Annotated in this window: 25 protein-coding genes and 1 tRNA gene; 22 read left to right on the forward strand and 4 right to left on the reverse strand. The window is 65.6% G+C overall.

Annotation, left to right across the window (positions count from 1 at the left end):
* Window positions 1-62: 62 nt before the first annotated feature.
* The 10 genes from AC1DKY_RS08190 to AC1DKY_RS08235 all read left to right on the forward strand — a co-directional run bounded on the left by AC1DKY_RS08190 (window position 63) and on the right by AC1DKY_RS08235 (window position 9,732).
* A complete protein-coding gene (locus AC1DKY_RS08190) occupies window positions 63-488 on the forward strand; it encodes a MerR family DNA-binding protein (RefSeq protein WP_441603412.1) in 426 nt (141 codons plus the stop codon).
* Window positions 485-2,902 carry a heavy metal translocating P-type ATPase gene (locus AC1DKY_RS08195; protein ID WP_477179896.1) on the forward strand — a complete coding sequence of 806 codons (2,418 nt, stop codon included), beginning with the start codon at window positions 485-487 and terminating at the stop codon, window positions 2,900-2,902. Before AC1DKY_RS08190 ends, AC1DKY_RS08195 begins: the two co-directional genes overlap by 4 nt.
* 98 nt (window positions 2,903-3,000) lie before the next feature.
* A complete protein-coding gene (locus tag AC1DKY_RS08200; RefSeq protein ID WP_441603410.1) occupies window positions 3,001-3,159 on the forward strand; it encodes a hypothetical protein in 159 nt (52 codons plus the stop codon).
* Window positions 3,160-3,244: 85 nt separating this feature from the next.
* Window positions 3,245-3,649 carry a ketosteroid isomerase-related protein gene (locus AC1DKY_RS08205; protein WP_441603409.1) on the forward strand — a complete coding sequence of 135 codons (405 nt, stop codon included), beginning with the start codon at window positions 3,245-3,247 and terminating at the stop codon, window positions 3,647-3,649.
* Window positions 3,650-3,652: 3 nt separating this feature from the next.
* The gene (locus AC1DKY_RS08210; protein ID WP_441603408.1) at window positions 3,653-4,249 is read left to right on the forward strand and encodes a GNAT family N-acetyltransferase; all 597 of its coding nucleotides are present in this window, start codon (window positions 3,653-3,655) and stop codon (window positions 4,247-4,249) included.
* An 11-nt stretch (window positions 4,250-4,260) separates the two neighbouring features.
* Window positions 4,261-5,553: a bifunctional tetrahydrofolate synthase/dihydrofolate synthase gene (gene folC / locus AC1DKY_RS08215; protein WP_441603407.1), complete on the forward strand. Its 1,293-nt coding sequence runs from the start codon at window positions 4,261-4,263 to the stop codon at window positions 5,551-5,553.
* 61 nt (window positions 5,554-5,614) lie between these two features.
* A complete protein-coding gene (locus AC1DKY_RS08220; protein WP_441611061.1) occupies window positions 5,615-6,679 on the forward strand; it encodes an SPOR domain-containing protein in 1,065 nt (354 codons plus the stop codon).
* 35 nt (window positions 6,680-6,714) lie between these two features.
* Window positions 6,715-7,320 carry a CvpA family protein gene (locus tag AC1DKY_RS08225; RefSeq protein WP_441603405.1) on the forward strand — a complete coding sequence of 202 codons (606 nt, stop codon included), beginning with the start codon at window positions 6,715-6,717 and terminating at the stop codon, window positions 7,318-7,320.
* A 16-nt stretch (window positions 7,321-7,336) separates the two neighbouring features.
* Window positions 7,337-8,812, forward strand: coding sequence for an amidophosphoribosyltransferase (gene purF, locus AC1DKY_RS08230; protein WP_046971130.1), 1,476 nt, complete (start codon window positions 7,337-7,339; stop codon window positions 8,810-8,812).
* A gap of 110 nt (window positions 8,813-8,922) precedes the next feature.
* A complete protein-coding gene (locus tag AC1DKY_RS08235) occupies window positions 8,923-9,732 on the forward strand; it encodes a ferritin-like domain-containing protein (protein ID WP_441603404.1) in 810 nt (269 codons plus the stop codon).
* Window positions 9,733-9,822: 90 nt separating this feature from the next.
* Here AC1DKY_RS08235 and AC1DKY_RS08240 read toward each other — a convergent pair.
* A tRNA-OTHER gene (locus AC1DKY_RS08240) sits at window positions 9,823-9,899 on the reverse strand.
* 200 nt (window positions 9,900-10,099) lie between these two features.
* On the opposite strand from AC1DKY_RS08240, the gene hisS reads away from it, so the two are divergent.
* Both hisS and AC1DKY_RS08250 read left to right on the forward strand, forming a co-directional pair.
* Window positions 10,100-11,485: a histidine--tRNA ligase gene (gene hisS, locus AC1DKY_RS08245; RefSeq protein WP_441603403.1), complete on the forward strand. Its 1,386-nt coding sequence runs from the start codon at window positions 10,100-10,102 to the stop codon at window positions 11,483-11,485.
* A gap of 88 nt (window positions 11,486-11,573) precedes the next feature.
* Entirely contained in the window at window positions 11,574-13,466 is a 1,893-nt protein-coding gene (locus AC1DKY_RS08250; RefSeq protein WP_441603402.1) for an HAL/PAL/TAL family ammonia-lyase, read from the forward strand.
* Between the two features lie 126 nt (window positions 13,467-13,592).
* Here AC1DKY_RS08250 and AC1DKY_RS08255 read toward each other — a convergent pair whose 3' ends face one another.
* The 3 genes from AC1DKY_RS08255 to AC1DKY_RS08265 are packed head-to-tail and all read right to left on the reverse strand — an operon-like array spanning window position 13,593 to window position 16,231.
* On the reverse strand, window positions 13,593-14,219 hold the full coding sequence (locus AC1DKY_RS08255) for a DUF998 domain-containing protein (RefSeq protein ID WP_441603401.1): 627 nt from the start codon (window positions 14,217-14,219) through the stop codon (window positions 13,593-13,595).
* 9 nt (window positions 14,220-14,228) lie between these two features.
* Complete coding sequence (locus tag AC1DKY_RS08260; RefSeq protein WP_477177878.1) at window positions 14,229-15,776, reverse strand: MDR family MFS transporter; 1,548 nt, start codon at window positions 15,774-15,776, stop codon at window positions 14,229-14,231.
* Window positions 15,773-16,231 carry a MarR family winged helix-turn-helix transcriptional regulator gene (locus AC1DKY_RS08265; RefSeq protein WP_441603399.1) on the reverse strand — a complete coding sequence of 153 codons (459 nt, stop codon included), beginning with the start codon at window positions 16,229-16,231 and terminating at the stop codon, window positions 15,773-15,775. Before AC1DKY_RS08265 ends, AC1DKY_RS08260 begins: the two co-directional genes overlap by 4 nt.
* Window positions 16,232-16,516: 285 nt before the next feature.
* Between AC1DKY_RS08265 and AC1DKY_RS08270 the strand changes: the two genes are divergently transcribed.
* The 10 genes from AC1DKY_RS08270 to AC1DKY_RS08315 all read left to right on the forward strand — a co-directional run bounded on the left by AC1DKY_RS08270 (window position 16,517) and on the right by AC1DKY_RS08315 (window position 25,619).
* Window positions 16,517-16,852, forward strand: coding sequence for a YerC/YecD family TrpR-related protein (locus tag AC1DKY_RS08270; protein WP_441603398.1), 336 nt, complete (start codon window positions 16,517-16,519; stop codon window positions 16,850-16,852).
* Complete coding sequence (hisG, locus tag AC1DKY_RS08275) at window positions 16,849-17,742, forward strand: ATP phosphoribosyltransferase (RefSeq protein WP_441603397.1); 894 nt, start codon at window positions 16,849-16,851, stop codon at window positions 17,740-17,742. Before AC1DKY_RS08270 ends, hisG begins: the two co-directional genes overlap by 4 nt.
* A 27-nt stretch (window positions 17,743-17,769) precedes the next feature.
* Entirely contained in the window at window positions 17,770-19,077 is a 1,308-nt protein-coding gene (hisD, locus tag AC1DKY_RS08280; protein ID WP_441603396.1) for a histidinol dehydrogenase, read from the forward strand.
* The gene (gene hisC / locus AC1DKY_RS08285) at window positions 19,074-20,171 is read left to right on the forward strand and encodes a histidinol-phosphate transaminase (RefSeq protein ID WP_441603395.1); all 1,098 of its coding nucleotides are present in this window, start codon (window positions 19,074-19,076) and stop codon (window positions 20,169-20,171) included. The genes hisD and hisC overlap by 4 nt, the downstream gene beginning before the upstream one ends.
* Entirely contained in the window at window positions 20,168-21,232 is a 1,065-nt protein-coding gene (gene hisB, locus AC1DKY_RS08290; protein WP_441603394.1) for a bifunctional histidinol-phosphatase/imidazoleglycerol-phosphate dehydratase HisB, read from the forward strand. Before hisC ends, hisB begins: the two co-directional genes overlap by 4 nt.
* Window positions 21,232-21,822: an imidazole glycerol phosphate synthase subunit HisH gene (hisH, locus tag AC1DKY_RS08295; protein WP_441603393.1), complete on the forward strand. Its 591-nt coding sequence runs from the start codon at window positions 21,232-21,234 to the stop codon at window positions 21,820-21,822. Before hisB ends, hisH begins: the two co-directional genes overlap by 1 nt.
* On the forward strand, window positions 21,819-22,547 hold the full coding sequence (gene hisA / locus AC1DKY_RS08300) for a 1-(5-phosphoribosyl)-5-[(5-phosphoribosylamino)methylideneamino]imidazole-4-carboxamide isomerase (protein ID WP_441603392.1): 729 nt from the start codon (window positions 21,819-21,821) through the stop codon (window positions 22,545-22,547). The genes hisH and hisA overlap by 4 nt, the downstream gene beginning before the upstream one ends.
* Window positions 22,541-23,311, forward strand: coding sequence for an imidazole glycerol phosphate synthase subunit HisF (hisF, locus tag AC1DKY_RS08305; protein WP_441603391.1), 771 nt, complete (start codon window positions 22,541-22,543; stop codon window positions 23,309-23,311). Before hisA ends, hisF begins: the two co-directional genes overlap by 7 nt.
* Before the next feature lie 23 nt (window positions 23,312-23,334).
* Complete coding sequence (hisIE, locus tag AC1DKY_RS08310) at window positions 23,335-23,967, forward strand: bifunctional phosphoribosyl-AMP cyclohydrolase/phosphoribosyl-ATP diphosphatase HisIE (protein WP_441603390.1); 633 nt, start codon at window positions 23,335-23,337, stop codon at window positions 23,965-23,967.
* Between the two features lie 257 nt (window positions 23,968-24,224).
* Window positions 24,225-25,619: an FAD/NAD(P)-binding protein gene (locus AC1DKY_RS08315; RefSeq protein ID WP_441603389.1), complete on the forward strand. Its 1,395-nt coding sequence runs from the start codon at window positions 24,225-24,227 to the stop codon at window positions 25,617-25,619.
* The last annotated feature ends 123 nt before the right edge of the window (window positions 25,620-25,742 follow it).

Genomic DNA, 25,742 nt, shown 5'->3' on the forward strand with positions numbered 1-25,742 from the left:
AGGGGCGCCCCGGCGCGGACCGCTTGACTCTGGACCTTGATCAAAGGTCTAGACTTGGTGCCATGAACACTCCCCACACCTCCATGACCATCGGCGCCGTTGCCCGGCGCGTCGGCGTCGCCATCGACACCATTCGCTACTACGAGCGCGAGGGGCTGTTGCCCGAGCCCTTGCGTCGGGCATCGGGTTATCGCAGTTATGACGAAGGAGCGGTGCGGCAGCTGCGCTTTATCCGCCGCGCGAAGGATCTGGGCTTCACGCTCGAGGAGATCCGCGATTTGCTGGCCTTGTCGGCGGATCGCCATCGGGGCGTCAAAGCGGTGAAGAAACGCGCGGAGGAACGGCTGGCCGCCATCGACGAGCGCATCGCCGAACTGACCCGCGTGCGCGATGGCCTGGAACAACTTATCGAGGCATGCCCGGGCCACGGCTCGCCGGATCAATGTCCGATCCTGAAGGCGTTGACCGATCAGGAAGACGAGGCATGAGCGGGGAGAAGCATGCATGCTGCAGCGCCAACGCAGCGGCCGAGCCGGCGGTGATATCGACTTGTTGCGGCACAGACGCGGCAGAGCCCGCACACCACCAGCATGATCACGGCTCATCTCACCACCACGCGCCTGCTTTGAAAGATCCCGTATGCGGCATGACAGTGGATCCGGCCCACGCCAAGCATCACGCCGAACACGGTGGCGCGACCTACTATTTCTGTGCGCAGCGCTGCAAAGAGAAGTTTCTCGCGGAGCCAACGCGCTATTTGAATCCAGTCTCTGAGCCGACGCCGGTCATCGCAGGCGCGATCTACACCTGCCCGATGCATCCGGAAGTGCAGCAGATAGGTCCAGGCCATTGCCCAAAGTGCGGCATGGCCCTGGAACCCATGATGCCCAGCCTCGAAGACGACGGCCACGAATTGCGTGACATGTCGCGCCGCTTCTGGACGCTTGCCGCGTTGACGCTGCCGGTGTTCCTGCTGGCGATGGGGCCGCATCTGTTCGGATGGCAGTTGCCGGCGCCATGGCATGCATGGTCCGCGTGGGCGGAGGCCGTGCTGGCTACCATCGTGGTGTTGTGGGGCGGTGCGCCGTTCTTCGCGCGCGGCTGGCATTCGCTCAATCCGTGGTCGCCGAACATGTACACGCTCATCGCGCTCGGTACAGGCGTGGCGTGGTTCTACAGCGCTGCTGCGTTTCTCATGCCGTCATGGTTCCCTGCGGGGTTTCACGACATGCATGGACGGGTCGGTGTGTATTTCGAATCGGCGGCGGTGATCGTCACCCTGGTCACGCTCGGCGATTTCCTCGAGCTGCGCGCGCGACGCCGCACGGGCGCCGCACTCAAGGCTTTGCTGGGGCTGTCCCCGAAGACGGCGTGGCGCATCGAAGCCGACGGCACCGAACATGATGTGCCGATCGAAGCCGTCCACGCCGGCGATCACTTGCGCGTGCGCCCCGGCGAAAAAGTGCCGGTGGACGGCGTCGTGCTCGACGGCAGCAGCCATGTGGACGAGTCCATGCTCACCGGTGAACCGCTGCCGGTCGCCAAGCGCAAGGGCGAGCCGGTGACGGGCGGCACGGTGAACCAGGATGGCGCGCTGCTCATGCGCGCGGAAAAAGTTGGCGCCGCTACCGTGCTCTCGCAGATCGTGACGCTGGTGGCGCAGGCGCAACGCAGCAAGGCGCCGCTGCAGCGTGTGGCCGACCGCGTGGCCGCCTGGTTCGTGCCTGCCGTGGTCGCGGTGGCGTTGCTGGCCTTCGTGTTGTGGGCTTGGCTCGGGCCCGAGCCCAAGCTTGCCTATGCGTTGATCGCGGCGGTCTCCGTGCTGATCATCGCGTGCCCCTGCGCGCTCGGCCTGGCCACACCGATTTCCATCATGGTGGCGAGCGGTCGCGCCGCGCAGAACGGCGTGCTGTTCCGCGATGCGGCAGCCATCGAATCGCTCCGCGCCATCGACACGCTGGTGGTCGACAAGACCGGCACGCTGACGGAAGGCAAGCCAGCGCTGAAGGTGGTCGTGAGCCTGGGTGAGGTGCCGCGTGCGCAATTGCTTGGCATGGCGGTGGCCCTGGAACGGCTCAGCGAACATCCGCTGGCGCGAGCCATCGTCGTCGGCGCGGAAGCGGAAGGCATCGTCGTGCCGCAGGCCTCGCAATTTCGCAGCGTGACGGGTGCCGGTGTGGAAGGCGAAGTGGACGGACACGCGGTGACGCTGGGCAACCATCGTCTGTTGTCCAATGCCTGCGTGCCGCTCGACGACGAGGTGGGCGCGCGCGCCGATGCCTTGCGCGGCGAAGGGGCCACGGTGATGTTTCTCACCATCGATGGCGCACTCGAAGGCCTCGTCGCCGTGGCCGATCGCATCAAGCACAGCACGCCGCAGGCGCTTGCCGACCTGCGGGCGCAAGGACTGCGCATCGTCATGCTCACCGGCGACAACCTGGCCACGGCCGGCGCCGTCGCCAGTGCGCTTGATCTCGACGAAGTGCATGCGGACATGTCGCCTGCCGAAAAAGCAGAGGTGATCCAGCGTCTGCAGAAACAAGGCCATCGAGTGGCGATGGCCGGCGACGGTATCAACGACGCTCCGGCGTTGGCCGTTGCCGATGTCGGCATCGCCATGGGCGGCGGCACCGATATCGCCATGGAAAGCGCCCAGGTGACCCTGGTGAAGGGCGAGTTGAGCGCCATCGTGCGGGCACTCGCGCTGTCGCGGGCCACCGTGCGCAATATCCGCCAGAACCTGTTCTTCGCCTTCGTCTACAACGCCGTGGGCGTGCCGCTGGCGGCCGGCCTGTTGTATCCGTGGCTGGGCGTGGTGCTGTCGCCGATGGTGGCCGCCCTGGCGATGAGCCTGTCGTCGGTGTCGGTGGTGGGCAACGCGCTGAGGCTGCGGCAGGCGTGATAGTTGTCACCTGCGATGGTTGACGCCGCGCCCTGCCGCCAGAATGGGCGCGGACGGATGATCTCTCCCGCACCGATGGGGTGCGGGGAGACATCATCATGAACGTGATCAACAACTCGCGCAGCACGCTGGAAAAGTACATGCCCTTGCTGGTGGGTTTGCTCGCCGCGTGGCTTGCCGGCAAGGCGATCAAGAAAATGTTCTGGACCGCGTTCGGCATGTATTGGGCGCTGAAGGCGACGGGCATCCACTTCTGAGTCGCGGCGTGCATGACCAAGGGCAGGGCATGATAGGTGGCGATACATGCTTTAAGCTGTGCGCCCCTTGCCCCAGGAAACCGCCATGTCCGCCAGCATCGCCTTGATCGCCCGTTATTACGATGCGTTCAATCGCGGCGACTGGGAGGCCATGCTCGACTGCCTCACCGAGGACGTGGCGCACGACATCAACCAGGGCCATCGCGAAACCGGGCGCGACACCTTCCGTGCCTTCCTCGCGCGCATGAATCGAAGCTACCGCGAAGAGCTGCGCGATATCGTGCTGATGGAGAGCGCTGACGGCGCGCATGCCGCAGCGGAATACATTGTCCATGGTCAATATCTCGCCGACGACGAAGGCCTGCCGCCGGCCCGCGGCCAGCGTTATGTGCTGCCGGGCGGGGCCTTTTTCGAGATACGCGATGGTCGCATTGCGCGCATCAGCAACTATTACAACCTGTCCGATTGGATCGCGCAGGTATCTGGCTGAGCCATGGGCGTGCGCATCCTCACCAGTGTCGGCGAGGCGGTAAGGCCGCACCTGGAAGCATTGGCGCGCCTGCGCATCTCGGTGTTCCGCGACTATCCGTATCTGTACGACGGCGACATGGCGTACGAGCAGCGCTATCTGGAAGCGTACGCGCGCTCGCGACGCAGCGTGTTCGTGCTGGCACTCGATGGCGACGATGTCGTGGGCTGCTCCACCGGCATTCCGCTGGTCGACGAAGTGCCCGCCATCCAGCAGCCGTTCGTGGCGCGCGGGATGGTGCTGGGCGACGTGTACTATTTCGGCGAATCGGTGTTGTTGCCGGCGTATCGCGGGCAAGGCATCGGCCACCGTTTCTTTGATGCGCGCGAACACCACGCGCGCTCCCAGCCGGGTTATCGATGGACGGCGTTCTGCGCCGTGGAACGCGCCGGCAACGATGCACGCCAGCCGCCCGGATACCGACCCAACGACGCGTTCTGGCGCAAGCGCGGCTACCAGCGGCAGGACGATATGTTCTGCGAGCTGGACTGGACCGAGCTCGACGCGCTCACGCCTACTACTCATCTTCTGCGTTTCTGGCTGCGTCCGTTGGACGCATGAATACGGCACCTATGACCCGCACTCTCGACGAATGGCTGTCCTACCAGGAACGCGTAAATGTGCGCAGCATCGAGCTGGGCCTCGATCGCGTGCGCGCCGTATGGGAACGCATGGGCGCTCCTGCGCCGGCGCGCCGCGTCATCACGGTGGGCGGCACCAACGGCAAGGGCTCCACCGTCGCGATGCTCGAGGCCATGCTGAGCGCCGCGGGCCAGCGCGTGGGCTGTTACACCTCGCCGCATCTGCTGCGCTACAACGAACGCATCCGCATCGACGGACATGAAGCGCACGACGAAGCCCTGGTCGCCAGTTTCGAGCGCATCGAGGCGGCGCGCGGCGAAATCTTGCTGACCTATTTCGAGTTCGGCACGCTGGCCGCACTGGATCTGTTTGCGCGCGCCGGCCTGGACCTAGCGGTGCTCGAAGTCGGTCTGGGTGGCCGACTTGATGCGGTGAACATCATCGACGCCGACGTGGCCGTGATCACCACGGTCGATCTCGATCACATGGATTGGCTGGGCCCGGACCGCGACAGCATCGGCGGGGAAAAGGCGGGCATTGCGCGGGCGGGGCGCCTGGCCGTAGTCGGTGAAGCCGATCCGCCGTCGGGTCTGCTGCAGGCGCTGGAACGTATCGGCGCAAACGTCGAGCGAGCCGGCGTGGAATTCAGCGTGGAGCGACTATCGTCCGGCTGGCAGTGGCGTCATCGCGATGGCACGACGTGGACGCTGCCCGATCCCGCGCTGGCCGCACCCGTGCAATACGCGAATGCGGCTGCAGCCATTGCCGCGCTGTACGGCTTGCAACAACAAGATGCGGTGCTGGCGACGAAGGATCTCGCGCTTGCCGCCGCGATCGGCGTGCGGACCGCCCAGGTAGCGGCGCGACTGCAGGTGCTGGCAGGCGATCCCGCCCTGGTGGTGGACGTGGGCCACAACCCGCAGGCGGCACGTGCGTTGGCCGAGTGGCTGGATGCGCGTCCCGGCATCCGTGTGCATGCCGTCTATGGCGCTCTGTCCGACAAGGATGTGGCCGGCGTGATCGGCGCGCTGGGCACGCGCATCGCGCACTGGCATCTGGCCGGGCTGGCTCAGGACTCGCCGCGCGGACTGACTGCCGAAGCGCTGGCCGAGCAGCTGACGGCTGTGCTGCCCGGTGCTGGCTATGAGGTCCATGCCGACGTCGGCACTGCACTGAAGGCGGCGCGATCTTCAGCCAGGCCCGGCGAATGCGTGCTCGCTTTCGGCTCGTTTTTCGTCGCGGCGGCGGTGCTTGCTGAATCGGGTGGGGCCGATTCGGCATGAGCGGCAGCTGGCCCGGCTATAATCGCCCCGTTCTCGCTTCCCCGCCCGCTTGGAGCCCGTCTTGAAAACACGTCTGCTGGGAGCTGCCGTTCTCATCGCGTTGGCTGTGCTGTTTGTGCCGATGTTCATCTCCAGCAACCCGCCGACCACCAGTGGCGACGAATCGGTGAGCCTGGCGATCCCGCCGGCACCCGATCGCGACCTGCAGACCAAGACCATGAGCCTGACGCCGGGCGCGGCTCCCGCTTCCACGGCAGCGGCGGCGCCCAAGCCGGTCGTGCCGGCACCGGCGGCCACGGCCACCCCGGTGGGCTCGTCTGATCAGCTGGCGACGGTGAATATCGGTTCCAACCGTCCCAAGGACGTGGAAACCGACCCCACCGCCGGCCAGAAGCCTGAACCCACCACCGTGACGCGCCCGGGCTCCAGCGCCTCCCAGCCGGTGATCCCGGTGCAGGGCAAGGCCGCGACCGGCGTGACGGGTTCGGCCACCACCACGGCCGGCAAGGCCACCACGCCGGCCGCCATTCCTGCCCAGCAGGAACCGGCCATGCCGCCGGCGACTGCCGCGCACGGTGCGTATTCGCTCAATCTCAGCGCCTATGCGTCCAGCGCCAGCGCCCAGAGCCTGATCCAGCGCGTGCGCGGTTTGGGTTACCCGGCTTCGGGTCGCTCCATCAATCAGGGCGGCAAGCAGCTGACGATGGTGACGGCCGGTCCGTTCGAATCCCGCGCCGCCGCCGAAGCGGCACGCCTGAAGATCACCCAGACCATCCCGGGAGCGCCGGCACGCCTGGAAGGCAGCGCCTCCACGCCCACCCAGGACGATGCACCGGCAGCCAAGCCGGCAACGCCTGCGGCCAATACGGCAGCGGCGCCCGCATCGCATCCCGGCGGCTGGGCCGTGCAGGTGGCCGCCATGGGCAGCCAGAACGACGCCAATGCGCTGCGCGACAAGCTGCGCGCCAACGGCTTCGATGGTTACGTGGATACGGTCAATGCCAACGGCAAGCAGCTGTGGCGCGTGCGTGCGGGTCCGCAGACCCAGCGCGCCGATGCCGTGCGCGTGCGTGACCAGATCAAAAGCAAGCTGGGCGTGGACGGCAACGTCGTCACCGCTCCGTGAACTTCAACCTGAACCAGCGACGGTAAGGTGACCCGGTGAATTGGGCCGATTACATCATTCTTGCCGTACTGGGCGTCTCGGTCTTGATTGGCCTGTGGCGCGGCCTCATTTCCGAGGTGTTGGCGCTGGCCATCTGGATCGTCGCGTTCTGGGTGGCCTGGACCTACGGGCCCAGCGTGGCGGCGTATTTCGAACACAGTATCCAGCTGCCGTCGGCGCGGATCCTGGTGGGCTACGGCCTTTGTTTCATCGTGGTGCTGATCGTGGGTGCGCTGCTGCGCTTCCTGGTGAGCAAGCTGGTGGAAAGTACCGGGTTGTCCGGCACCGACCGCCTGCTTGGCATGGTGTTTGGTTTCGTGCGCGGCGTGCTGCTGGTGACGCTGGCGGTGTTCCTGCTCGGGTTTACCGCGTTCACGCGCGATCCTTGGTGGCACGATTCGGTGTTATTGCCGCAGTTCAAGGGAATGGCTGCGTGGCTGGGTGAGCGCGTGCCGGACAACGTCCGTCACTACCTCAATCCGCAGCCCCTGCTAGACCATTTACCCGCCTTGCCAGCGGGCATGCCAGGCGCTTCGCCAGCGACTGGACATGAAACCCATCCCGCGACCGCAACCACGGCCGCTCCGGCAGCGACTTTCTAATACAGGCTTTCAAACCATGTGCGGAATCATCGGCATCGTCGGCACCAGTGAGGTCGCCGCGTCACTTTATGACGGTTTGACCGTGTTGCAGCACCGTGGCCAGGACGCCGCCGGCATCGCCACGGTGGATGGCGCGCGCCTGCGCCTGCACAAGGGCAACGGCCTGGTGCGCGACGTGTTCAACCAGACCTCGATGAGCGGCCTGCGTGGCCGCATCGGCATCGGTCATTGCCGCTATCCCACGGCCGGTTCCGAAGGCTCGGCCGAGGCGCAGCCGTTCTATGTGAACTCGCCTTACGGCATCGCGTTCGCCCACAACGGCAACCTGGTCAACACCGAACAGCTGCGTCGCGAGATGTTCGAAGACGACCGCCGCCACATCAACACCGACTCCGATTCCGAAGTGCTGCTCAACGTGCTGGCGCACGAGCTGCAGATCCAGGATCGGATGGCGCTCACGCCCGACCACATCTTCAAGGCGGTAGCCGGCGTGCATCAGCGCGCAGCTGGTGGTTATGCGTGCATCGCCCTGGTGCTGGGTTACGGCCTGCTGGCGTTCCGTGATCCGAACGGCATCCGTCCGTTGGTGCTGGGCGAGCGCGTGACGCCGGAAGGCCGCGAATACGCCGTGGCGTCCGAGTCGGTGGCGCTGGATATCCTGGGCTTCAAGCGTCTGCGCGACCTGGACCCGGGCGAAGCCGTCATCATCACCGACGATGGCCAGCTGCATGCGCGCCATTGCTCCGAAGGCGCCACGCACGCGCCGTGCATCTTCGAATACGTGTATCTCGCCCGTCCGGACTCGATGATCGAGAACGTGTCGGTGTACAAGGCGCGCCTTCGCATGGGCCAGAAGCTGGCGGAGAAAATCCTGCGCGAGCGCCCGGACCACGGCATCGAGGCAGTGATCCCGATCCCCGACACCGCGCGCACCGCGGCTTCCGCCCTGGCCGAAGCGCTGGGCGTGCCGTTCCGCGAGGGCTTCGTCAAGAATCGCTATATCGGCCGCACCTTCATCATGCCGGGGCAGGGCGAGCGCGTGAAATCCGTGCGCCGCAAGCTCAATCCGGTCGAGCTGGAATTCCGCAAGAAGAACGTGCTGCTGGTGGACGACTCCATCGTGCGCGGCACCACTTCGCGCCAGATCATCCAGATGGCCCGCGAGGCCGGCGCGCGCAACGTGTACTTCGCCTCCGCCGCACCGCCGGTGCGCTACCCGAACGTGTACGGCATCGACATGCCGGCCGCGTCCGAGCTGGTGGCTTCCGGTCATTCGGAGAAGGAAGTGGAGAAGGTGCTCGGCGCCGACTGGCTGATCTACCAGGATCTGAAGGACCTGGTGTGGGCCGTGCAGGACGGCAACGAGAACCTCAAGCACTTCGACACCTCGTGCTTCTCCGGCGAATACGTCACCGGCCTGGACAAGCAGTATCTGCAGCAGATCGAAATGCTGCGCTCGGACGACGCCAAGGCGGCTCGCCGCAGCGCGTAAGTACGGTCTGCCTCTGCTACCCCTGTGGGAGCGCACCCTGTGCGCGACTGCCTCGACGCAACGTGTCGCATGTCGCGCACAGGGTGCGCTCCCACAGTAAAGTCATAGCGATGACCGACCTCCACGCTGCCGCCAAGCGCTGCCTCGACGCCACCGATCCCGCGGAAAAGCTGCGCCTAACACACGCCACCTGGGAAGCGTTCCTCGCCGGCGAATTGCGCCCCGATGACGCATCGCCCGCGCCCGAGCCGATCGGCGCGCCAGGCCGGCCCGAGTTGCCCCGCCTGGTACCGCAACGACAAGTGCCGCACCGCGGCCTCGGTTCCAACGAGGGGCGCGCCGCGCTGGTACACGCCGTCGCGCATATCGAATTCAACGCGATCAATCTCGCCTGGGATGCTGTCTACCGCTTTCGCGGCAAGCCGTCGGCCTACTACCGCGACTGGGCCAGCTGCGCGAACGACGAAGCACGCCACTTCACGCTGTTGTCTGGCCGACTGGCCGAGCTAGGCCACGCCTATGGCGACTTCGACGCGCACAACGGCCTGTGGGAAATGGCCGAAAAAACCGCCCACCACGACACCGCGCGCATGGCGCTGGTGCCGCGCGTGCTGGAGGCACGTGGTCTGGACGTGACGCCGAGCATGATCGAGCGCCTGCGCTCGGTGGGCGACGATCGCACCGTAGCCATACTCGAAGTGATCCTGCGCGAGGAAGTGGCCCACGTGGCGGCAGGCACACGCTGGTTCCGCCACTGCTGCGAACGCGACGGGCTGGAGCCGCGCGAGACCTTCCTCGACCTGCTGCGCGACTATATGGGTCCCACCCTGCGCGGCCCGTTCAACCGGCCGGCGCGGTTGGAAGCGGGTTTCGATGAGGAAGAGCTCGATCGCCTCACCGAGCTTGCGCTGCAATCCTGAGCTTGGCCGGTGCGGATGCGAGCGGCTGAGCGCGCTACGCCGGGCGGGCAATAAAAAAGCCGGCACTGGGCCGGCTTTTTCATCGAATTTTGGTCGGGGTGACATGATTCGAACATGCGACTTCTACGTCCMGAACGTAGCGCTCTACCAGGCTGAGCTACACCCCGTGGGAGCCGCGTATCTTAATGACACCTCGGAGGCTTGGCAACAGTTGCACGGAAAATTTTCGTCACAAACGTCGGTCGGCGCGTCGCAGGGCGATTGAGCAGGGTCTTGGGGCGGCCTTCTGCTAATCTATGCGGCTCTGTCGGACAGGTTGCCAACCGGCGTTTGCCGACGTTTTTCACACCGCTAAGCAGAGGACTTCATGGCGCTTACCCAGGCCCGCACCATGCCCGGCGTGCTCGAGCTGCTGCCGCTCGACCAGATCGTGTTCCAGCGCATGCTCGACGTGATCCGCCGCAACTATGAGCGCTTCGGTTTTCTGCCGGTGGAAACGCCGGTGATGGAGTTCTCCGACGTGCTGCTCACCAAGACGGGCGGTGAGACCGAGCGCCAGGTGTATTTCGTGCAGTCCACCGGCGCCTTGAACAACGCCGACAAGGGCGAGGGCGTACCCGAACTGGCCCTGCGCTTCGACCTCACCGTGCCGCTGGCGCGCTATGTGGCCGAGCACGAGCGCGATCTGTCGTTCCCGTTCCGCCGCTACCAGATGCAGCGCGTCTACCGCGGCGAGCGTGCCCAGCGTGGCCGCTTCCGCGAGTTCTACCAGTGCGACATCGACGTGATCGGCAAGGACAGCCTGTCGGTGCGTTACGACGCCGAGCTGCCCGCGGTGATCTACAGCGTGTTCCGCGAACTGAACGTCGGCGCGTTCACCATCCAGCTCAACAACCGCAAGCTGATGCGCGGCTTTTTCGAAAGCCTGGGCGTGGTCGATGGCGAACAGCAGACCCTTGTGCTGCGCGAAGTGGACAAGCTCGACAAGCGCGGCGCCGATTACGTGCGCGACACGCTGATCGCCGAGCCGTTCGGGCTGAGTGCCGAGACCGCGCAAAAGATCCTCGACTTCGTGCAGGTGCGTTCCACCTCGCTGCAGGACGCGTTGGACAAGCTCGACGCACTCGGCCCTGGTCCTGAAACGATGGAGCAGGGCCGCGCCGAGCTGAAGGAAGTGCTGCTGCTGATCCATGCGTTCGGCGTGCCGGAATCGCATTACGCCTTGAATCTGTCGATCGCGCGCGGCCTGGACTATTACACCGGTACCGTCTACGAGACGACGCTCAACGATCATCCGCAGATCGGTTCGGTCTGCTCCGGTGGCCGCTACGAAAACCTCGCCGGCCAGTACACCAAGTCGCACCTGCCGGGCGTGGGCATTTCCATCGGTCTCACCCGCCTGTATTGGCAGCTGCGTGATGCAGGGCTGATCGGCACCGCGCGCAGCACGGTCGATGTGCTGGTGACCCAGATGGATCCGGCGCAGCTGCCGGCTTATCTGGCGGTGGCCAGCGAACTGCGCGGCGCCGGCATCGCCACCGAAGTGGTGCTCGATGGCGGCAAGCTCGGCAAGCAATTCAAGTACGCCGATCGCGCCGGCATCCGCTTTGTGATCGTGCTGGGCGAAGACGAGCTGGCCAAGGGCGTGGTGACGGTCAAGGATCTGCGTCGCGAAGACCAGTTTGAAGTGGCCCGCGCCGATCTCATCAAGACTTTGCGCGTGGAACTGGCGCAGGCCGAAATCGGCGCCTGAGCGCGGTTCGCTTTCATCAGATGCCGCCGCAGCCGCCAGGCGCGGCGGCTGACATAGACTTCAAGGCCCGTCCGGGCTGGAGCCAAGCATGACCGCAAAGACGATACTCCTGGACGGCAACAGCCTCACGCGCGACCAGCTGGTCGCGGTAGCCCGACAGGGGCTGCGCGTGGAGCTGGATGAAGCTCAGCTCAAGCGCGTGCAGCGCGCGGCCGATTTCCTCGCCGACAAGGTGAGCTGCGGCGAACCGACCTATGGCGTCACCACCGGTTTCGGCAGCAATGCCGACAAGCTGCTGGGCGCGCATCGCCTGCGCGATGAGCTGCCCGGTGGCAATCCCGACAAACCCGAAGGCACGCTGCTGGAAGAACTGCAGCACAACCTGATCACCACGCATGCAGTGTGCGTCGGCAAGCCGTTCGCGCCGGAAGTGGTGCGCGCCATGCTGGTGATCCGCATCAACACGCTGATGCGCGGCCATTCGGGCATCCGCGTTGAAACGCTGAAGGCGCTCACCGCGATGCTCAATGCCGGCGTCGTGCCGGTGGTGCCGGAGAAGGGTTCGGTGGGCGCCAGTGGCGACTTGGCGCCGCTGTCGCATCTGGCCATCGTGTTGCTGGGCGGTGGCGAAGCGTTCTATCAGGGCGAGCGCCTGGATGGCGCACAGGCGCTCAAGCGCGCCGGCCTCACGCCGATCCGCCTGTCTTTCAAAGAAGGTCTGGCGCTGAACAACGGCACGGCGCAGATGCTGGCGACTGCAGCGCTCGCGCTCGATGAGCTCGAGCACTTGCTGGAGCTCGCCGATCTTGCTGCCGCGATGACGCTGGATGCATTCGCTGGCCGCAGCGGCGCCTTGCGTCCGGAAGTGCACGCGCTGCGTCCGCATCCGGGCCAGATGGACGCGGCCGCCCACGTGCGCGAGCTGCTCACGGGCAGCACCCTGGTCGATATTCCCTATCACCTGGTGCCACGCTTCAAGCAGTGGTCGGCCGAGGCGTGGGCCGATCCCGCCGATCAGGTACTCACCTTCGATATCGGCTGGGACTGGGTGCCGGCCAACCAGCGTCATGGTCGCGAAGCGTTCTACGCCCGCTTCCTGCCGTTCAAGGGCGGCAAGAAGCACCAGCCGCAGGACGCCTATTGCCTGCGCTGCATGCCGCAGGTGCATGGCGCCGTGCGCGACGCCTGGGCGCAGGCCTGCCGCGTGATCGACGTGGAACTGAACTCCGTCACCGACAATCCGCTGATCTTCCCCGATGCCGAGGACGCCCAGTTCATCGAGGAGCAGGTGATCTCCGCCGGCCACTTCCACGGCATGCCGCTGGCCTTGGCCATGAGCTATGTGAAGGCGGCCATCCCGGTGCTCGCTTCGATCTCCGAGCGTCGCCTCAACAAGCTGGTCGACCCGGCCACCAATGATGGTCTGCCGGCGTTTCTTACCGGCAACGAGGATGGCACCGATTCCGGCTTCATGATCGTGCAGTACACCGCCGCCGCACTGGTGAACGATCTGGCCACGCGCGCGCATCCGGCCAGCGTGTACTCCGTACCGACCAGCGCGAATGCGGAAGATCACGTGTCGATGGGCGCCAATGAAGCGCGTCACGTGCTCGAGATGATGGAAGATCTCGGCTATGTGCTGGCGATGGAGCTGTACACCGCCGCCCAGGCGCTGGATTTCCGCCAGGCCATGCTCAACGCCGCGCGCCGTCTTGCTTCGCGTGGCGACTGGCAGGCCCTGGCCGGCAAGGTGGCCAACGCGCCGCGCGAAGATCATGCGCATTACGCGCAGTTCGTGGAAGAGGTGCAGCAACTCACCGCGGCGCTGACCAATGTCGGTGATTTCCATGCGGGAGAAGCTGTGCGCAAGGCTCACGATGCCTTGCGTCGACGCATTGATTTCATGCCGCGCGACCGGGCGATGGATGGCGATGTCCGCACGATTTGCGAGTTGGTGCGGCAGCGGGTGTTTGCCAAGTAAGCGTCTAAAGAAAGGGTCGCTCAGGCGGCCTTTTTTTTTGGGTGGGTTTGGGCGGATTGAGTCGCGCACAGGGTGCGCTCCCACAGGGCTGGCCGAACCTCTGTGGGAGCGCACCCTGTGCGCGACTCAATCCAGCGACGAGCTCACCCGCCACAATTGCCGCGCCACCCAGGCAAGCCACAGCAGTATCAACACGATCAGCGCCTTCTGCGTGAGTCCTGGCGGCAATCCTTTCCACAGCGCCAAGACCCACATCTGCACGAAAGAAAGCCATGCCAGCGCAACGCCGAGATATCGACCGTTTCGCATATGCGCATCGCGCAGCCAGCGTGTCGACAGCACCAGCATGGCGACCACAAGGCACAGGAAGGTGGTTTGCGCTGCTTGACCATGGATGAGGCGCGCGAGATCTTCCCTGGGCGTGTGCTCGTACAGCACCGTCCCTGCGACCACCGGCAGCGCCAGTGCGGCGAGAAGGAAGAGGGTGCTCGCCAGGCCGCTGCGCAGGTCTGCGCGCGTGGCTTGGAAGCTCGACCACGCGAGGCACGCCAGCGCACTCGCCATCAGATAGTAAGCGCCACGCAGCCAGCCGCCGCCTGCGCCACGCAGATACGCGCTCAATGGCATGGCGACTGGATCGAGGTCCGTGCGCGTCACTTGCAGCACGCCAGCCGCCATCGCGAACGCGATCACGACGAAAGCTATCCATCCGGCCGATAGCGCCAGCGATGTGTTTTGCCGCGAAGCGATCATGCGGTTCCTTTAGTCGGCGGCAGGAGTGGGCGCCCGGTGATGATGATCGCTCAACGGCACCTCCGGCAGCAGCAGGATCAGCACGAAGGCGCACGCCACGATGCACGCGCCCAAGGTGAAGGTGGAGGCAATCGCATGGCGATACATTTGCACCGCGGCATCGGTAACCTGATGCAGCAACGCATGGTCCGCCATGCCGCCGCCCTCGGGCGTCATGCTCACGACCGGCGCCGCTGCACTGCCGTGGCTGCGCAGCTGCCAGGCGAGGATGGCGCCCGATCCCGCCACGCCAACCAGGCCGCCGAGCGAACGGAAGAAGGTGAGCGTGGCCGTGCCAACGCCGCGATGAATCTGCGCCAGGGCGCTCTGCACCGCAATCGTCACGTTCGGCATCACCAGGCCCAGACCCAATCCCAGCGCAAAGATGGAGGGCTCGATGATCGCCAGGCTTTGCGCGGTGGCCGCGCTCCACGCCAGCACACCGAACGCCAGCGTCGCCAGCGCGAGTCCTGCCACCACGGTGGGCTTGTAGCGCCCTGCGCGCATCAGCACGCGTCCATTGAACAGTGAAGAGAGCGCGATACCTATCATCATCGGCCCGGTGAGCAGCCCGGAGGTTGCCGGGCTCACGCCCATCACCAGCTGGAAGAACAGCGGGAAGAACAGGCTCGCGCCCATCAACCCCATGAAGGTCAGCGCCATCACCAGGCTGGCGATCACGAACAGGCGATTGTGGAACAGGTCCAGCGGCAATACCGGTTCGGGTTCGCGCTTCACGTGCCGCACGAACATCACGCCGGTGGCCAGCGCGAAGGCGCTGAGCGTCATGATCGGCGTCGACGTCCACGGCCATTGGCCGCCGCCCAGCGTGAGCACCAGCAGGAGCGCGACCGTGCAACTCGTCATCAGCAAGGAGCCGAGATAGTCGATGCGTCGCGCATGCAGCGGCGTGTATTGCCTCAGTGTGCGGCTGATGATCACGAACGCCACCGCGCCCACGGGCAGATTGACGAAGAAGATCCAGTGCCAGGACAGCAGGTCGGTGATGACGCCGCCCAGCACCGGGCCTACCACGCTGCACAGCGCAAAGATGCCGGCCACCACGCCTTGTCGTTTGCCGCGCTGTGTGGGCGGCACCATGTCGCCAATAATGATCTGCGCCAACGGCAGCAGGCCGCCGGCGCCCACGCCCTGGATGGCGCGGAACACGATCAGTTCGAGCAGGTTGTTCGCTGCGCCGCACAGCACGGAGCCGAACAGGAACATGAAGATGGCGAAGTAGAGCACCGGCTTGCGGCCGTATTGATCGCTCAGCTTGCCGTACAGCGGCATAGTGGCCGTGGACGCGAGGATGTACGAGGTGACCACCCACGACAGATGGCTCATGCCGCCCAGGTCACTCACGATGCGGGGAAGGGCAGTGGCGACAATGCTTTGATCGATCGCGCCCAGCGCAAGCACGATCACCAGGCCGGCAAAGACGCGGCGGATCTCGTGCTCGGTGGCGGGATGGATGGTGTCCGTGGATGCCGCGAGAGTGGCGCTGGGAGTGCTCATGCGTCGATGTCGTTCAATTCGATGTCGTTCAAGGCGGGAAGCGCGGCCCAAAGCGCAGCGCGTGACGAGGGCGGGAGCTGCAGCAGCGCCTTGGTGAGCTGGTCGGTGCGGCGCCGGCGCTTGGCCTCGATCACGGCACGACCATGCGCCGTGGCCACCAGGCCCACACGCCGCCGGTCGCCGTCGGCAGGCTCGGTGCGCTTCACCAGGCCGGCGGCCACCATGCTGTTGATATGCCCGGTCATGGTGGGGCTGCGCAGGCCTTCCAGCTGGGCCAGTTCGCCCACGCCGATGCCCGGGTTCTCCAAGACGTGCAGCAGCAAGGGGAGTTGTACCAGCGAGATGTCCTGGTGATCCGAGTGGCGGCGCAGCTGGCGAAAGAGCCGGCGCAGTGCCGGTCGCAACTGCTCGGCCAGTTCGCGGGCATCGCCTTCGGTGGACGGCTTCTGGCTCATGGGCGGCTTGGCTGGGTGGATAGATAGGCTACCTATCTAATTTAGCGCAGATCGGGCCGGGTGGCGAGTGCGGTGGTCGGGGCAGGGTTGCGTCCGAGTCAGCTACAGAGGGCGTCAATTGGCCCGGAAGCCGCTCCGGGCGAGCGAAACCGCGGCGGCCTTCCGCAAGATGTTGCCGGCCGGAGGGGTGTCCAGGGCCCTGTTTGTGGCCGTCGCGGCGCGGGGTTGCCCCGGCGGTCCGACGCACGTATCATCTGTTCCACTGTATTAACGCATTAGTACATTATGAAGCGCCGATCGATCGATCCCGAGCAACCTGCCGAGTCCGCCGAGCTGAGTCTGTGCGAGGCGCTGCTGTCGTTGAAGAACGCCGAGGAAATGTCGGCCTTCCTGCATGACCTGTGCACCCCCGCCGAACTCGAAGTCATGGTGGACCGCTGGCGCGTGGTGCCCTACCTGCTTGATGGCGTGTCGTATCGCGAAATCCACGAACGCACCGCCGTGAGCATCACCACCATCGGACGCGTTGCGCGCTATCTCAACCAGGGCAGTGGCGGCTATCTCGCTGCGGCGGCCCGCGCGGCGCGTCGTCGTGCAGCGACCAAGAAGGCAAAGGCATGAAACCGCGCGACCGACTGCGCATCGCGATGCAGAAATCCGGCCGTCTCACTGAACCGGCACTGGAATTGCTCAACCGCTGCGGCCTCACCTTCCGCCAGAGCCGCGACAAGCTGTTCTGTTTTGGCGAAGGCGAGCCCGTGGACCTGTTGCTGGTGCGCGATGACGACATCCCCGGCCTGATCGCGCAGGGCGTGTGCGATCTGGGCATCGTGGGCCGCAATGTGCTGAGCGAATACCGCCTCACCGGTGGCCTGGACGGTCCGGCGCTGGCCGAATGGCGGCCGCTGGGTTTCGGGCGTTGCCGCCTCTCGGTGGCCGTGCCGCAGGATCTGGATTATCGCGATGCCTCGCAGTTGCAGGGCAAGCGCATCGCCACGTCGTATCCGGGGCTGCTGGGCGAGTGGCTGCGCGAGCGCGGCATCGATGCCGGCGTGGTCACGCTGGCCGGTTCGGTGGAAATCGCGCCACGCCTGGGTACAGCCGATGCCATCTGCGATCTCGTGCAGAGCGGCGGCACCCTGGTTGCCAATCAGTTGCGCGAAGCGGATGTACTGCTGGAGAGCGAAGCCGTGCTGGCGGGGCCGCAGGCCCTGCCCACGGACGAGCGCGGCGACATGATCGAGCTGTTGCTAAAGCGCCTCGACGGCGTCATCCAGGTGCGCGAGTCGCGCCTGCTGTTGCTGCAGACCTCGCGTGGCGCGCTCGAGGCCGTGATCCGGCTCCTGCCCGGCGGTCCCCAGCCGACTCTGCTGCCGGTGGCGGGGCAACCGGATCAGCTCATGTTGCAGGCGCTGTGCGCCGGCGAGGTCAGCTGGCGCCAGCTGGAAGAGATCAAGAAGGCAGGTGCGCGCGAGATGTTCGTGCTGCCGGTCGAGAAAATGCTTGCGTGATGCAAGTGCAATGAACGAGCCCACCGTATGAACCGTCTAGATTGGAATGCCCTGGATACGCAGGCGCAGCGCGCGGCGCTGTCGCGACCGGCGCAGTCGCGCGCCGAGAGTTTGCGCACCGGCGTGGAGCAGATCGTTGCGCGTGTACGCGCGGACGGCGATCTGGCGCTGCGTGAACTCACCGCCAAGCTCGACCGCTGCGAGCTGCACGCCATCGAGGTCACCGAGCAGGAATGGCGCGAGGCAGAAGCTCGTCTGGCGCCGGTACTCAAGGCCGCCATCGAGGAAGCCGCCTCACGCATCGACGCTTTTCACCGCGCTGCCGCGCCGCAACCCGTCGCACTGGACACCGCCAGCGGGGTGCGGGTGGAACGCATGCTGCGCCCGATTGGTCGCGTGGGCTTGTACGTTCCTGCCGGTAGCGCGCCGCTGCCGTCCACGGCCTTGATGCTCGGCGTGCCAGCGCGCATCGCCGGTTGCGCGGAAGTGGTGCTGTGCTCGCCCGCGCGCCCCGATGGGCGTTGCGATGATGCGGTGCTATACGCCGCGCGCATCACCGGCGTACACCGCGTGTTCAAGCTGGGCGGTGCACAGGCGATCGCCGCCATGGCCTATGGCACCGAATCCGTGCCCAAGTGCGACAAGCTGTTTGGTCCGGGCAACGCCTGGGTGACCGAAGCGAAGCTGCAGGTATCGGGCGATCCCGAGGGTGCTGCCATCGATATGCCGGCCGGCCCATCCGAAGTGCTGGTGATAGCCGACGAGCAGGCCAACGCCGCATTCGTGGCCGCCGATCTGTTGTCGCAGGCCGAACACGGGCCGGACTCGCAGGTGATCCTGCTCAGCCCGTCCGCGTCGCTGCTGGATGCCGTAGAGAAGGAAGTGGCCAGTCAATGCGCCGCCTTGCCACGCGCGGAGATTGCCGAAAAGGCACTGGCGCAGAGTCGCTTGATCGCCGTGTCGTCGCTGGCGCAGGCGGTGCAGGTGAGCAACCGATACGCGCCCGAACACTTGATCCTCCAGGTGAACGAGCCACGCGCCTTGCTCGATGCCGTGCAAAGCGCAGGTTCGGTCTTCCTTGGCGCCTGGACGCCGGAGTCCGTGGGTGACTATTGCAGCGGCAGCAACCACGTATTGCCGACCTATGGCTATGCGCGCAGCTATAGCGGCGTCTCCGTGGCGAGCTATCAGAAGCAGATCACCGTGCAGGAGCTGTCGCCGGAAGGACTGCGCACCATTGGTCCATGCACGGCCACCTTGGCCGCCGCCGAGCAGCTGGAAGCCCATCGCCGTGCCGTGACGCTGCGCCTTGCGGCGCTGGAGGATGCGGCATGAGCGTGCTCGACCTGGCCCGCCCCGAGATCCGCGCGCTGCAGCCGTATTCGTCGGCGCGCATGGAAGCGAGCGGCGGCCGCATTTTCCTCAATGCGAATGAATCGGCCTGGGCGCCGCCGGGTGATGGCGATCTGGCGTGCAACCGTTATCCCGATCCTCAGCCCGTCGATCTGGTGGAAGCGTTAGCGCGCCTGTACGGTGTGGATCCCGCGCAGATCATCGTAGGGCGCGGCAGCGACGAAGTCATCGACCTGCTGGTGCGCGCGTTCTGCCGCGCCGGTGAAGATGCGATCGCGATCCAGCCCCCCACATTCGGCATGTATGCGGTGAGCGCCCAGATTCAGAACGCCGGCATCGTAGCCGTGCCATTGCAGGCGGATTTCACGCTGGATGTGGATGCGGTGCTCGCCGCCGTCACGCCAGCGGTGAAGCTGGTGTTCGTGTGCACGCCGAACAATCCGACGGGGCAGTTGGTGCCCTTGCGTGACGTGACGCGTCTTGCTCAGGCGCTGGCCGATCGCGCGCTGCTGGTGGTGGATGAGGCCTATCTCGAATTCTCTGATGCGCCCAGTGCGGCCTCGCTGGTGAACCAGTTCGACAACCTCGCCGTGCTGCGCACGCTGTCGAAGGCATGGGCGCTGGCAGGCGCACGCATCGGCAGCCTGGTGGCCAACGAGGCCGTCATCGGCTTGCTTCGAAGCATCATCGCGCCTTATCCCTTGCCGCGCCCCTGTGTGGCATTGGCCATGCAAGCCCTGTCTGACGAGGGGCAGGCCGCAGCTCGTTCGCATATGGCCATCGTGCGCGAACAGCGTGAACGCATGCGTCGCGCGCTTGCGGAAATGCCTGGCGTCCGCGAAGTACTCCCTTCGCACGCCAATTTTCTGGCCATCCGCCACGATGACGCCGCCGCCGTCTATCAGTGCCTGCGAGACGCCGGCATCCTGGTGCGAGACATCCGCCGCTATCCGCGGCTGGGCGACGCACTGCGCATCACCGTTGGCTTGCCTGAAGAGAACGACCGGGTGCTCGAGGTGCTGCAGCAGACAGCGACGGCAACAGTGGACGGATCAGCCTCAGGACAACGTGCATGAGCCGCAAGATTCTCTTTATCGATCGCGATGGCTGCCTGATCGAGGAGCCGGAAGATTTCCAGATCGACAGCTTTGAAAAATTCGCCCTGCTGCCTGGCGTGATCGCTGCCTTGCAGCGCTGCGTGGCCGCCGGCTACGAGCTGGTGATGGTGACCAACCAGGATGGCCTGGGCACCGGCAGTTTTCCCGAAGAGGATTTCATCGGACCGCATGAACTGCTGATGCGCATCCTTGCCTCGCAAGGTATCAAGATCAGCGAGGTGCTGATCGACCGCAGCTTCCTGCATGAGCGCAAGGACACCCGCAAACCCGGCATTGGCATGATGCGCCACTACCTGGCGGACGACGGCTGGAGTCGCGCGGCATCGGCCATGGTCGGCGATCGCGAGACCGACCTGCAGTTCGCCGCCAACATGGGTGTACGCGGCTTCCAGGTGGGTTCCAATGGCCTCGGCTGGGACGAGGTCGCGCACCTGTTGCTCGACGCGCCGCGCCGGGCAACCGTGGAGCGCAACACGCGCGAAACGCGCATCGCGGTGAGCGTGAATCTGGACCAGACCGCGGAACCGCAGATCCACACCGGCCTGGGCTTCTTTGACCATATGCTGGAACAGATCGGCAAGCATGGCGGCTTCGCCCTCGCGCTGCGCTGCGACGGCGACACGCATATCGATGAGCATCACACCATCGAAGACTGCGCGCTGGCGCTTGGGCAGGCCTTGCGCCAGGCGCTGGGCGACAAGCGCGGCATTGGCCGCTACGGTTTCGTGCTGCCCATGGACGAAGCGCAGGCGAGCGCGGCGCTGGATCTGTCCGGGCGTCCGTATTTCGTCTTCGAAGGCCAGTTCCCGCGTGAACGCGTGGGCGATATTCCTACCGAACTGATTCCGCATTTCTTTCGATCCTTGTGCGAAACGCTGGGCGCCAATCTGCATCTGAGCGTGCAGGGCGACAATGCGCACCACATGGTGGAAGCCTGCTTCAAAGTGGTGGCGCGCGCCCTGCGTCAGGCGATACGACGCGAAGGCAGCGAGCTGCCCAGCACCAAGGGAGCACTGTGATGAGCGTGGTGCTGGTCGATGCCGGCGGCACCAATATCGGCTCGGTGCGCTATGCGTTGCAGCGCCTGGGTGTGGAGTCGTCGCTCACTGCGGATGCCGACACCATTCGCATGGCCGACAAGGTGATCCTGCCGGGCGTGGGCGCAGCAGGTCCCGGCATGGCGCGTCTGCATGAGCTCGGCTTGGTGGCGCTGATGCGTTCGCTGACGCAGCCGGTGCTGGGCGTATGCCTGGGCATGCAATTACTGTGTGAGCATTCGGAAGAGGGCGATACCGCGTGCCTCGGGGTGATACCTGCGACCGTGCGCCGCTTCACCGAGCAACCGGGCCTGCGCGTGCCACACATGGGCTGGAACCGCCTGCAGCGCCAACGTGAGCATGCTCTGCTGGATGGCCTGGACGACGGCGACTGGGCCTACTTCGTGCACAGCTATGCGGTACCCGCGGGCGACTACGCCCTGGCTCTCACCGATTTTGGGGGCGACTTCAGCTCGGTCATCGCACGCGGCAACTTCCACGGCATGCAGTTTCACCCGGAGCGTTCGGCCAAGGTCGGCGCCCGTCTGCTGAAGAACTTTCTCGAACTATGAGCTTTACCGTCATCCCCGCCATCGATTTGCGCGCTGGCCGCGTCGTCCGCCTCAAGCAGGGCGACTACGAGCAGCAGACGACGTATGACGTCGATCCGCGTTCGCTTGCCCGCGACTACGCGCAAGCGGGCGCCCAATGGTTGCATCTGGTGGATCTGGACGGTGCCCGCGGCGGCAGCCTGGAAAATCTCGCGGTGATCGAGGCGATTGCCAGCGACGGCATGCATATCCAGGCTGGCGGCGGCGTTCGAAGCGAAGCTGACGTGCAGCGGCTGTTCGACGCCGGTGTGTCGCGCGTGGTCCTTGGAAGCCTGGCGATTCGCGATCCGGTGATGGTGGAAGGATGGCTCGCGGCGCGCGGCGTCCATCGCTTCACGCTGGCCTTGGACACCTTGTATCGCGACAGCGCCTGGCGCTTGCCCAGCGCCGGCTGGACGGAGACGGAGTCCAGCACGCTGGACGAGCTCGCGCCGTGGTATGCACAGCGCGGCGCCAAACACCTGCTGTGCACCGATATCGATCGCGACGGCATGCTCGCCGGCTTCAATCTCGACTTGTACCGCTATCTGGCAGCAACGGTGCCGACGATGGCGGTGCAGGCCTCCGGCGGCGTCCGCTCGCTCGATGACATCCGGGCCGCACGCGATGCAGGCGCGAAGGGCGTCATCCTTGGTCGTGCGCTGCTCGAAGGCCGCTTCACCGTGAAGGAGGCACTGGCATGCTGAGTCGTCGCATCATTCCCTGCCTCGATGTGCGCGACGGCAAGGTCGTGAAGGGCGTGCGCTTCCGCGATCACGTGGTGATGGGTGAGATCGTGGATCTGGCGCTGCGCTATCGCGACGAAGGCGCGGACGAACTGGTGTTCTACGACATCACCGCCAGTCCGGAAGGGCGCAGCGTCAATCGCGGCTGGGTCGAGCGGGTCGCCAGCGTCATCGATATTCCGTTCTGCGTCGCGGGCGGTATTCGCAGCGTGGAAGAAGCGCGTGCCGTGCTGCATGCGGGCGCGGACAAGATCTCGGTCAATTCGCCGGCGCTGGAGCGCCCCGATCTTATCGACGAGCTGGCCGCAGCGTTCGGCGTGCAGTGCGTGGTGGTCGGCATCGACAGCCTGCGCGATGCAGATGGGGAGTGGCATGTGCGCCAGTACACCGGCGATCCCTCGCGCACGCAGGCGTTGCCGCGACGCACGCTGGACTGGCTGGTCGAAGCCCAGCAACGCGGCGCCGGCGAGATCGTGCTCAATTGCATGGGCAGCGATGGTGTGCGCCAGGGCTACGATCTGGAGCAGCTTGCCGCCGTGCGCAAGTTTTGCCTGGTGCCGTTGATTGCGTCCGGCGGCGCCGGCACGCCGGAACATTTTCGCGATGCCTTCCTCACCGCCGACGTCGACGGTGCGCTGGCCGCCAGCGTATTCCACTCCGGCGCCATTGCCATTCCCGCGCTCAAGCAGTCGCTTGCTGCGTGGGGCGTCGCTGTACGCACGTAACCACGCCATATCCGGTAATCACCATGAACGCCACTACGCTCGATCCCGACCAACTCGACTGGAACAAAGGCGACGGCCTGTTGCCCGCCATCGTCCAGCATTGGCTGACGGGCGAGGTGCTGATGCTGGGGTATATGAATGCCGAGGCCTTGGAGGCGACCCAGCGCATCGGCCAGGTCACTTTCTACAGCCGCAGCAAGCAGCGCCTGTGGACCAAGGGCGAATCGTCCGGGCATGTGCTGACGCTCAAATCGGTGCGCATGGACTGCGATGCCGATACGTTGCTGCTGCAAGCCGCGCCGCATGGACCGACCTGCCACAAGGGCACCAGCAGTTGCTTCGGCGAAGAAGTGCGACCGCCCTTGGGTTTCCTTGCTGAACTGGATGCGTTGATCGAGCAGCGACACACGCAGCGTCCCGCTGGCAGCTATACCACCAAGCTGTTTGAAGGCGGCATACGTCGCATGGCGCAGAAAGTGGGCGAGGAGGGCGTGGAGACGGCGCTTGCCGCCGTGGCGCAGGACGACGAAGCCTTGCTCAGCGAAGCGGCCGATTTGATCTACCACCTCACGGTGACGCTGCGGGCCCGCGGACTAGGCCTTTCCGACGTATCCGCCGTGCTTGCCCAGCGACATGCGACGAGTGTGTCGTCATAACCTCCCGGGAATGAGCCGCTTCACAACTGCACGGTTGGCTAGCACGGCCTTAACGGCTGCTGTGATTTCTTGTTACCCCATGCATTGACGTGCTTGCACTGCATGCGGCACGAAGCCGATGAGGCGACCGAGCCGCATCACGGTCTTGGGATGTGAAGGCTGTTTTCACCTGGGATTTCTTTCTGGGGGACGCAACGCGTAGTGATCTGCCTGCGGGCAGACCGCCAGGGGTTGGTGTCCCATTCGAGGATCGCGTTATGGCTGATGTGGCAGTGATCGGTGGTGGGGCGGCAGGCGCGGCGGCGTTCGGCGAGCTGCTCGCGCGATTCGATGGCGGCACGGTTCACTGGATCGTCGGTCAGCACGCACCGGGTCGCGGCGTGGCCTATGGCACCAGCGACAACCAGCACCTGTTGAACGTGCGCGCGGCCTCCATGGGCGTGTTCCAGGAGCATGCCGAGGATTTTCTCCAGCATGCATCGCGGCAGCTGGGCCAGGTGAAGGGTACGGATTTTCTACCGCGCCGGCTGTTTGGCGATTTCATCCAGGCGCAGGTTGGCGCGCGTATCGATGCGGCGCGCCGTGCCGGACGCAGTTTTCGTATTCACCCGCAGAGCGCGCGCGAAATCGTGCCGCGCGGCGAAGGCGGCTATGCGGTACGCGTGGGAGCCGATCGCTGGCTGGAAGTGGGTGATGTGGTGCTGGCGGTGGGCGCGCTGGCCCAACGTCCGTTGCGCACCGTCTCGACCACGGCGCTTGCCAGCGGCGCCTATGAACTTGACCCGTGGCGCCTTGATCGCCACCCGCAGGCGCCTCGTCGGGTGGTGGTGATCGGCACCGGCCTGACGGCGGTTGATACGCTGCTGTCGGCGGCCATCAGATGGCCGCACGCCGAACTGGTGGCGGTATCGCGCCATGGCCTGCTGCCGTTCAACCATTCGGCGCTGCCGTTGGCGCCGTATGCGCAGCAGGAGGCGCTCAATCAGGCTCTGCTGGCCAGCGACGGGGCCGCGGCCATGTTCCATCTGGTGCGTCGTGCACTGAGCGACGCTGGCGACACCGACTGGCGCAGCATCATCGACGGCATGCGTCCGATCAATGCCCGGCTCTGGCAGCAGCTCACGCATGCGCGGCGCCGCCAGTTCCTGCGGCATGCGCGCTGGATCTGGGAAGCAGCGCGTCATCGCATGGCGCCGGCCACGGGCGAGGCGATTTACCAGCTGCAGGAAGAGGGCAGGTTGCAGGTGCTGGCGGCACGCGTGCTCGATGTAGACGGCTCCGCGCCGCTGCAGGTGAGTTTGCGCGAACGGGCGACCCAATTGGTCAGCGTGCTGGAGGCGGACCTGGTGATCCAGGCGACGGGCCTGGACACCGCCGTGGCGTACGGCGCCCACGACCTGTTGTCGCAATTGCTGCGCGATGGTCTTGCCACCGCCGACCCCTTGCAGCTGGGCGTGCTGGCCCAGGCCGACGGCCAGCTGGTGCATGCCGACGGCCGCCTGCAACGCGGCCTGTACGCCATCGGATCGTTGTTGCGCGGCAACCTGTGGGAATGCACGGCCATGCCGGAGATACGCGCGGCAGCGCATCGTCTGGCCGTCCATCTGTCACCAGCCGTTGTCACGCGCGAGAGTGCGAGCGAGCTGCCCTGAAGCGCAAATCAGACGATTCTGCGCTGATATTGCGCAGGGTCGCGACATGAGGATATGCCATATTGCGATTTCGTCCGTTCCTCCGCCAACGCTAGTCTGCCGTTTCACCCTTCCGCAGGAGGC

This window comes from Dyella sp. 01N448 (assembly GCF_056399225.1).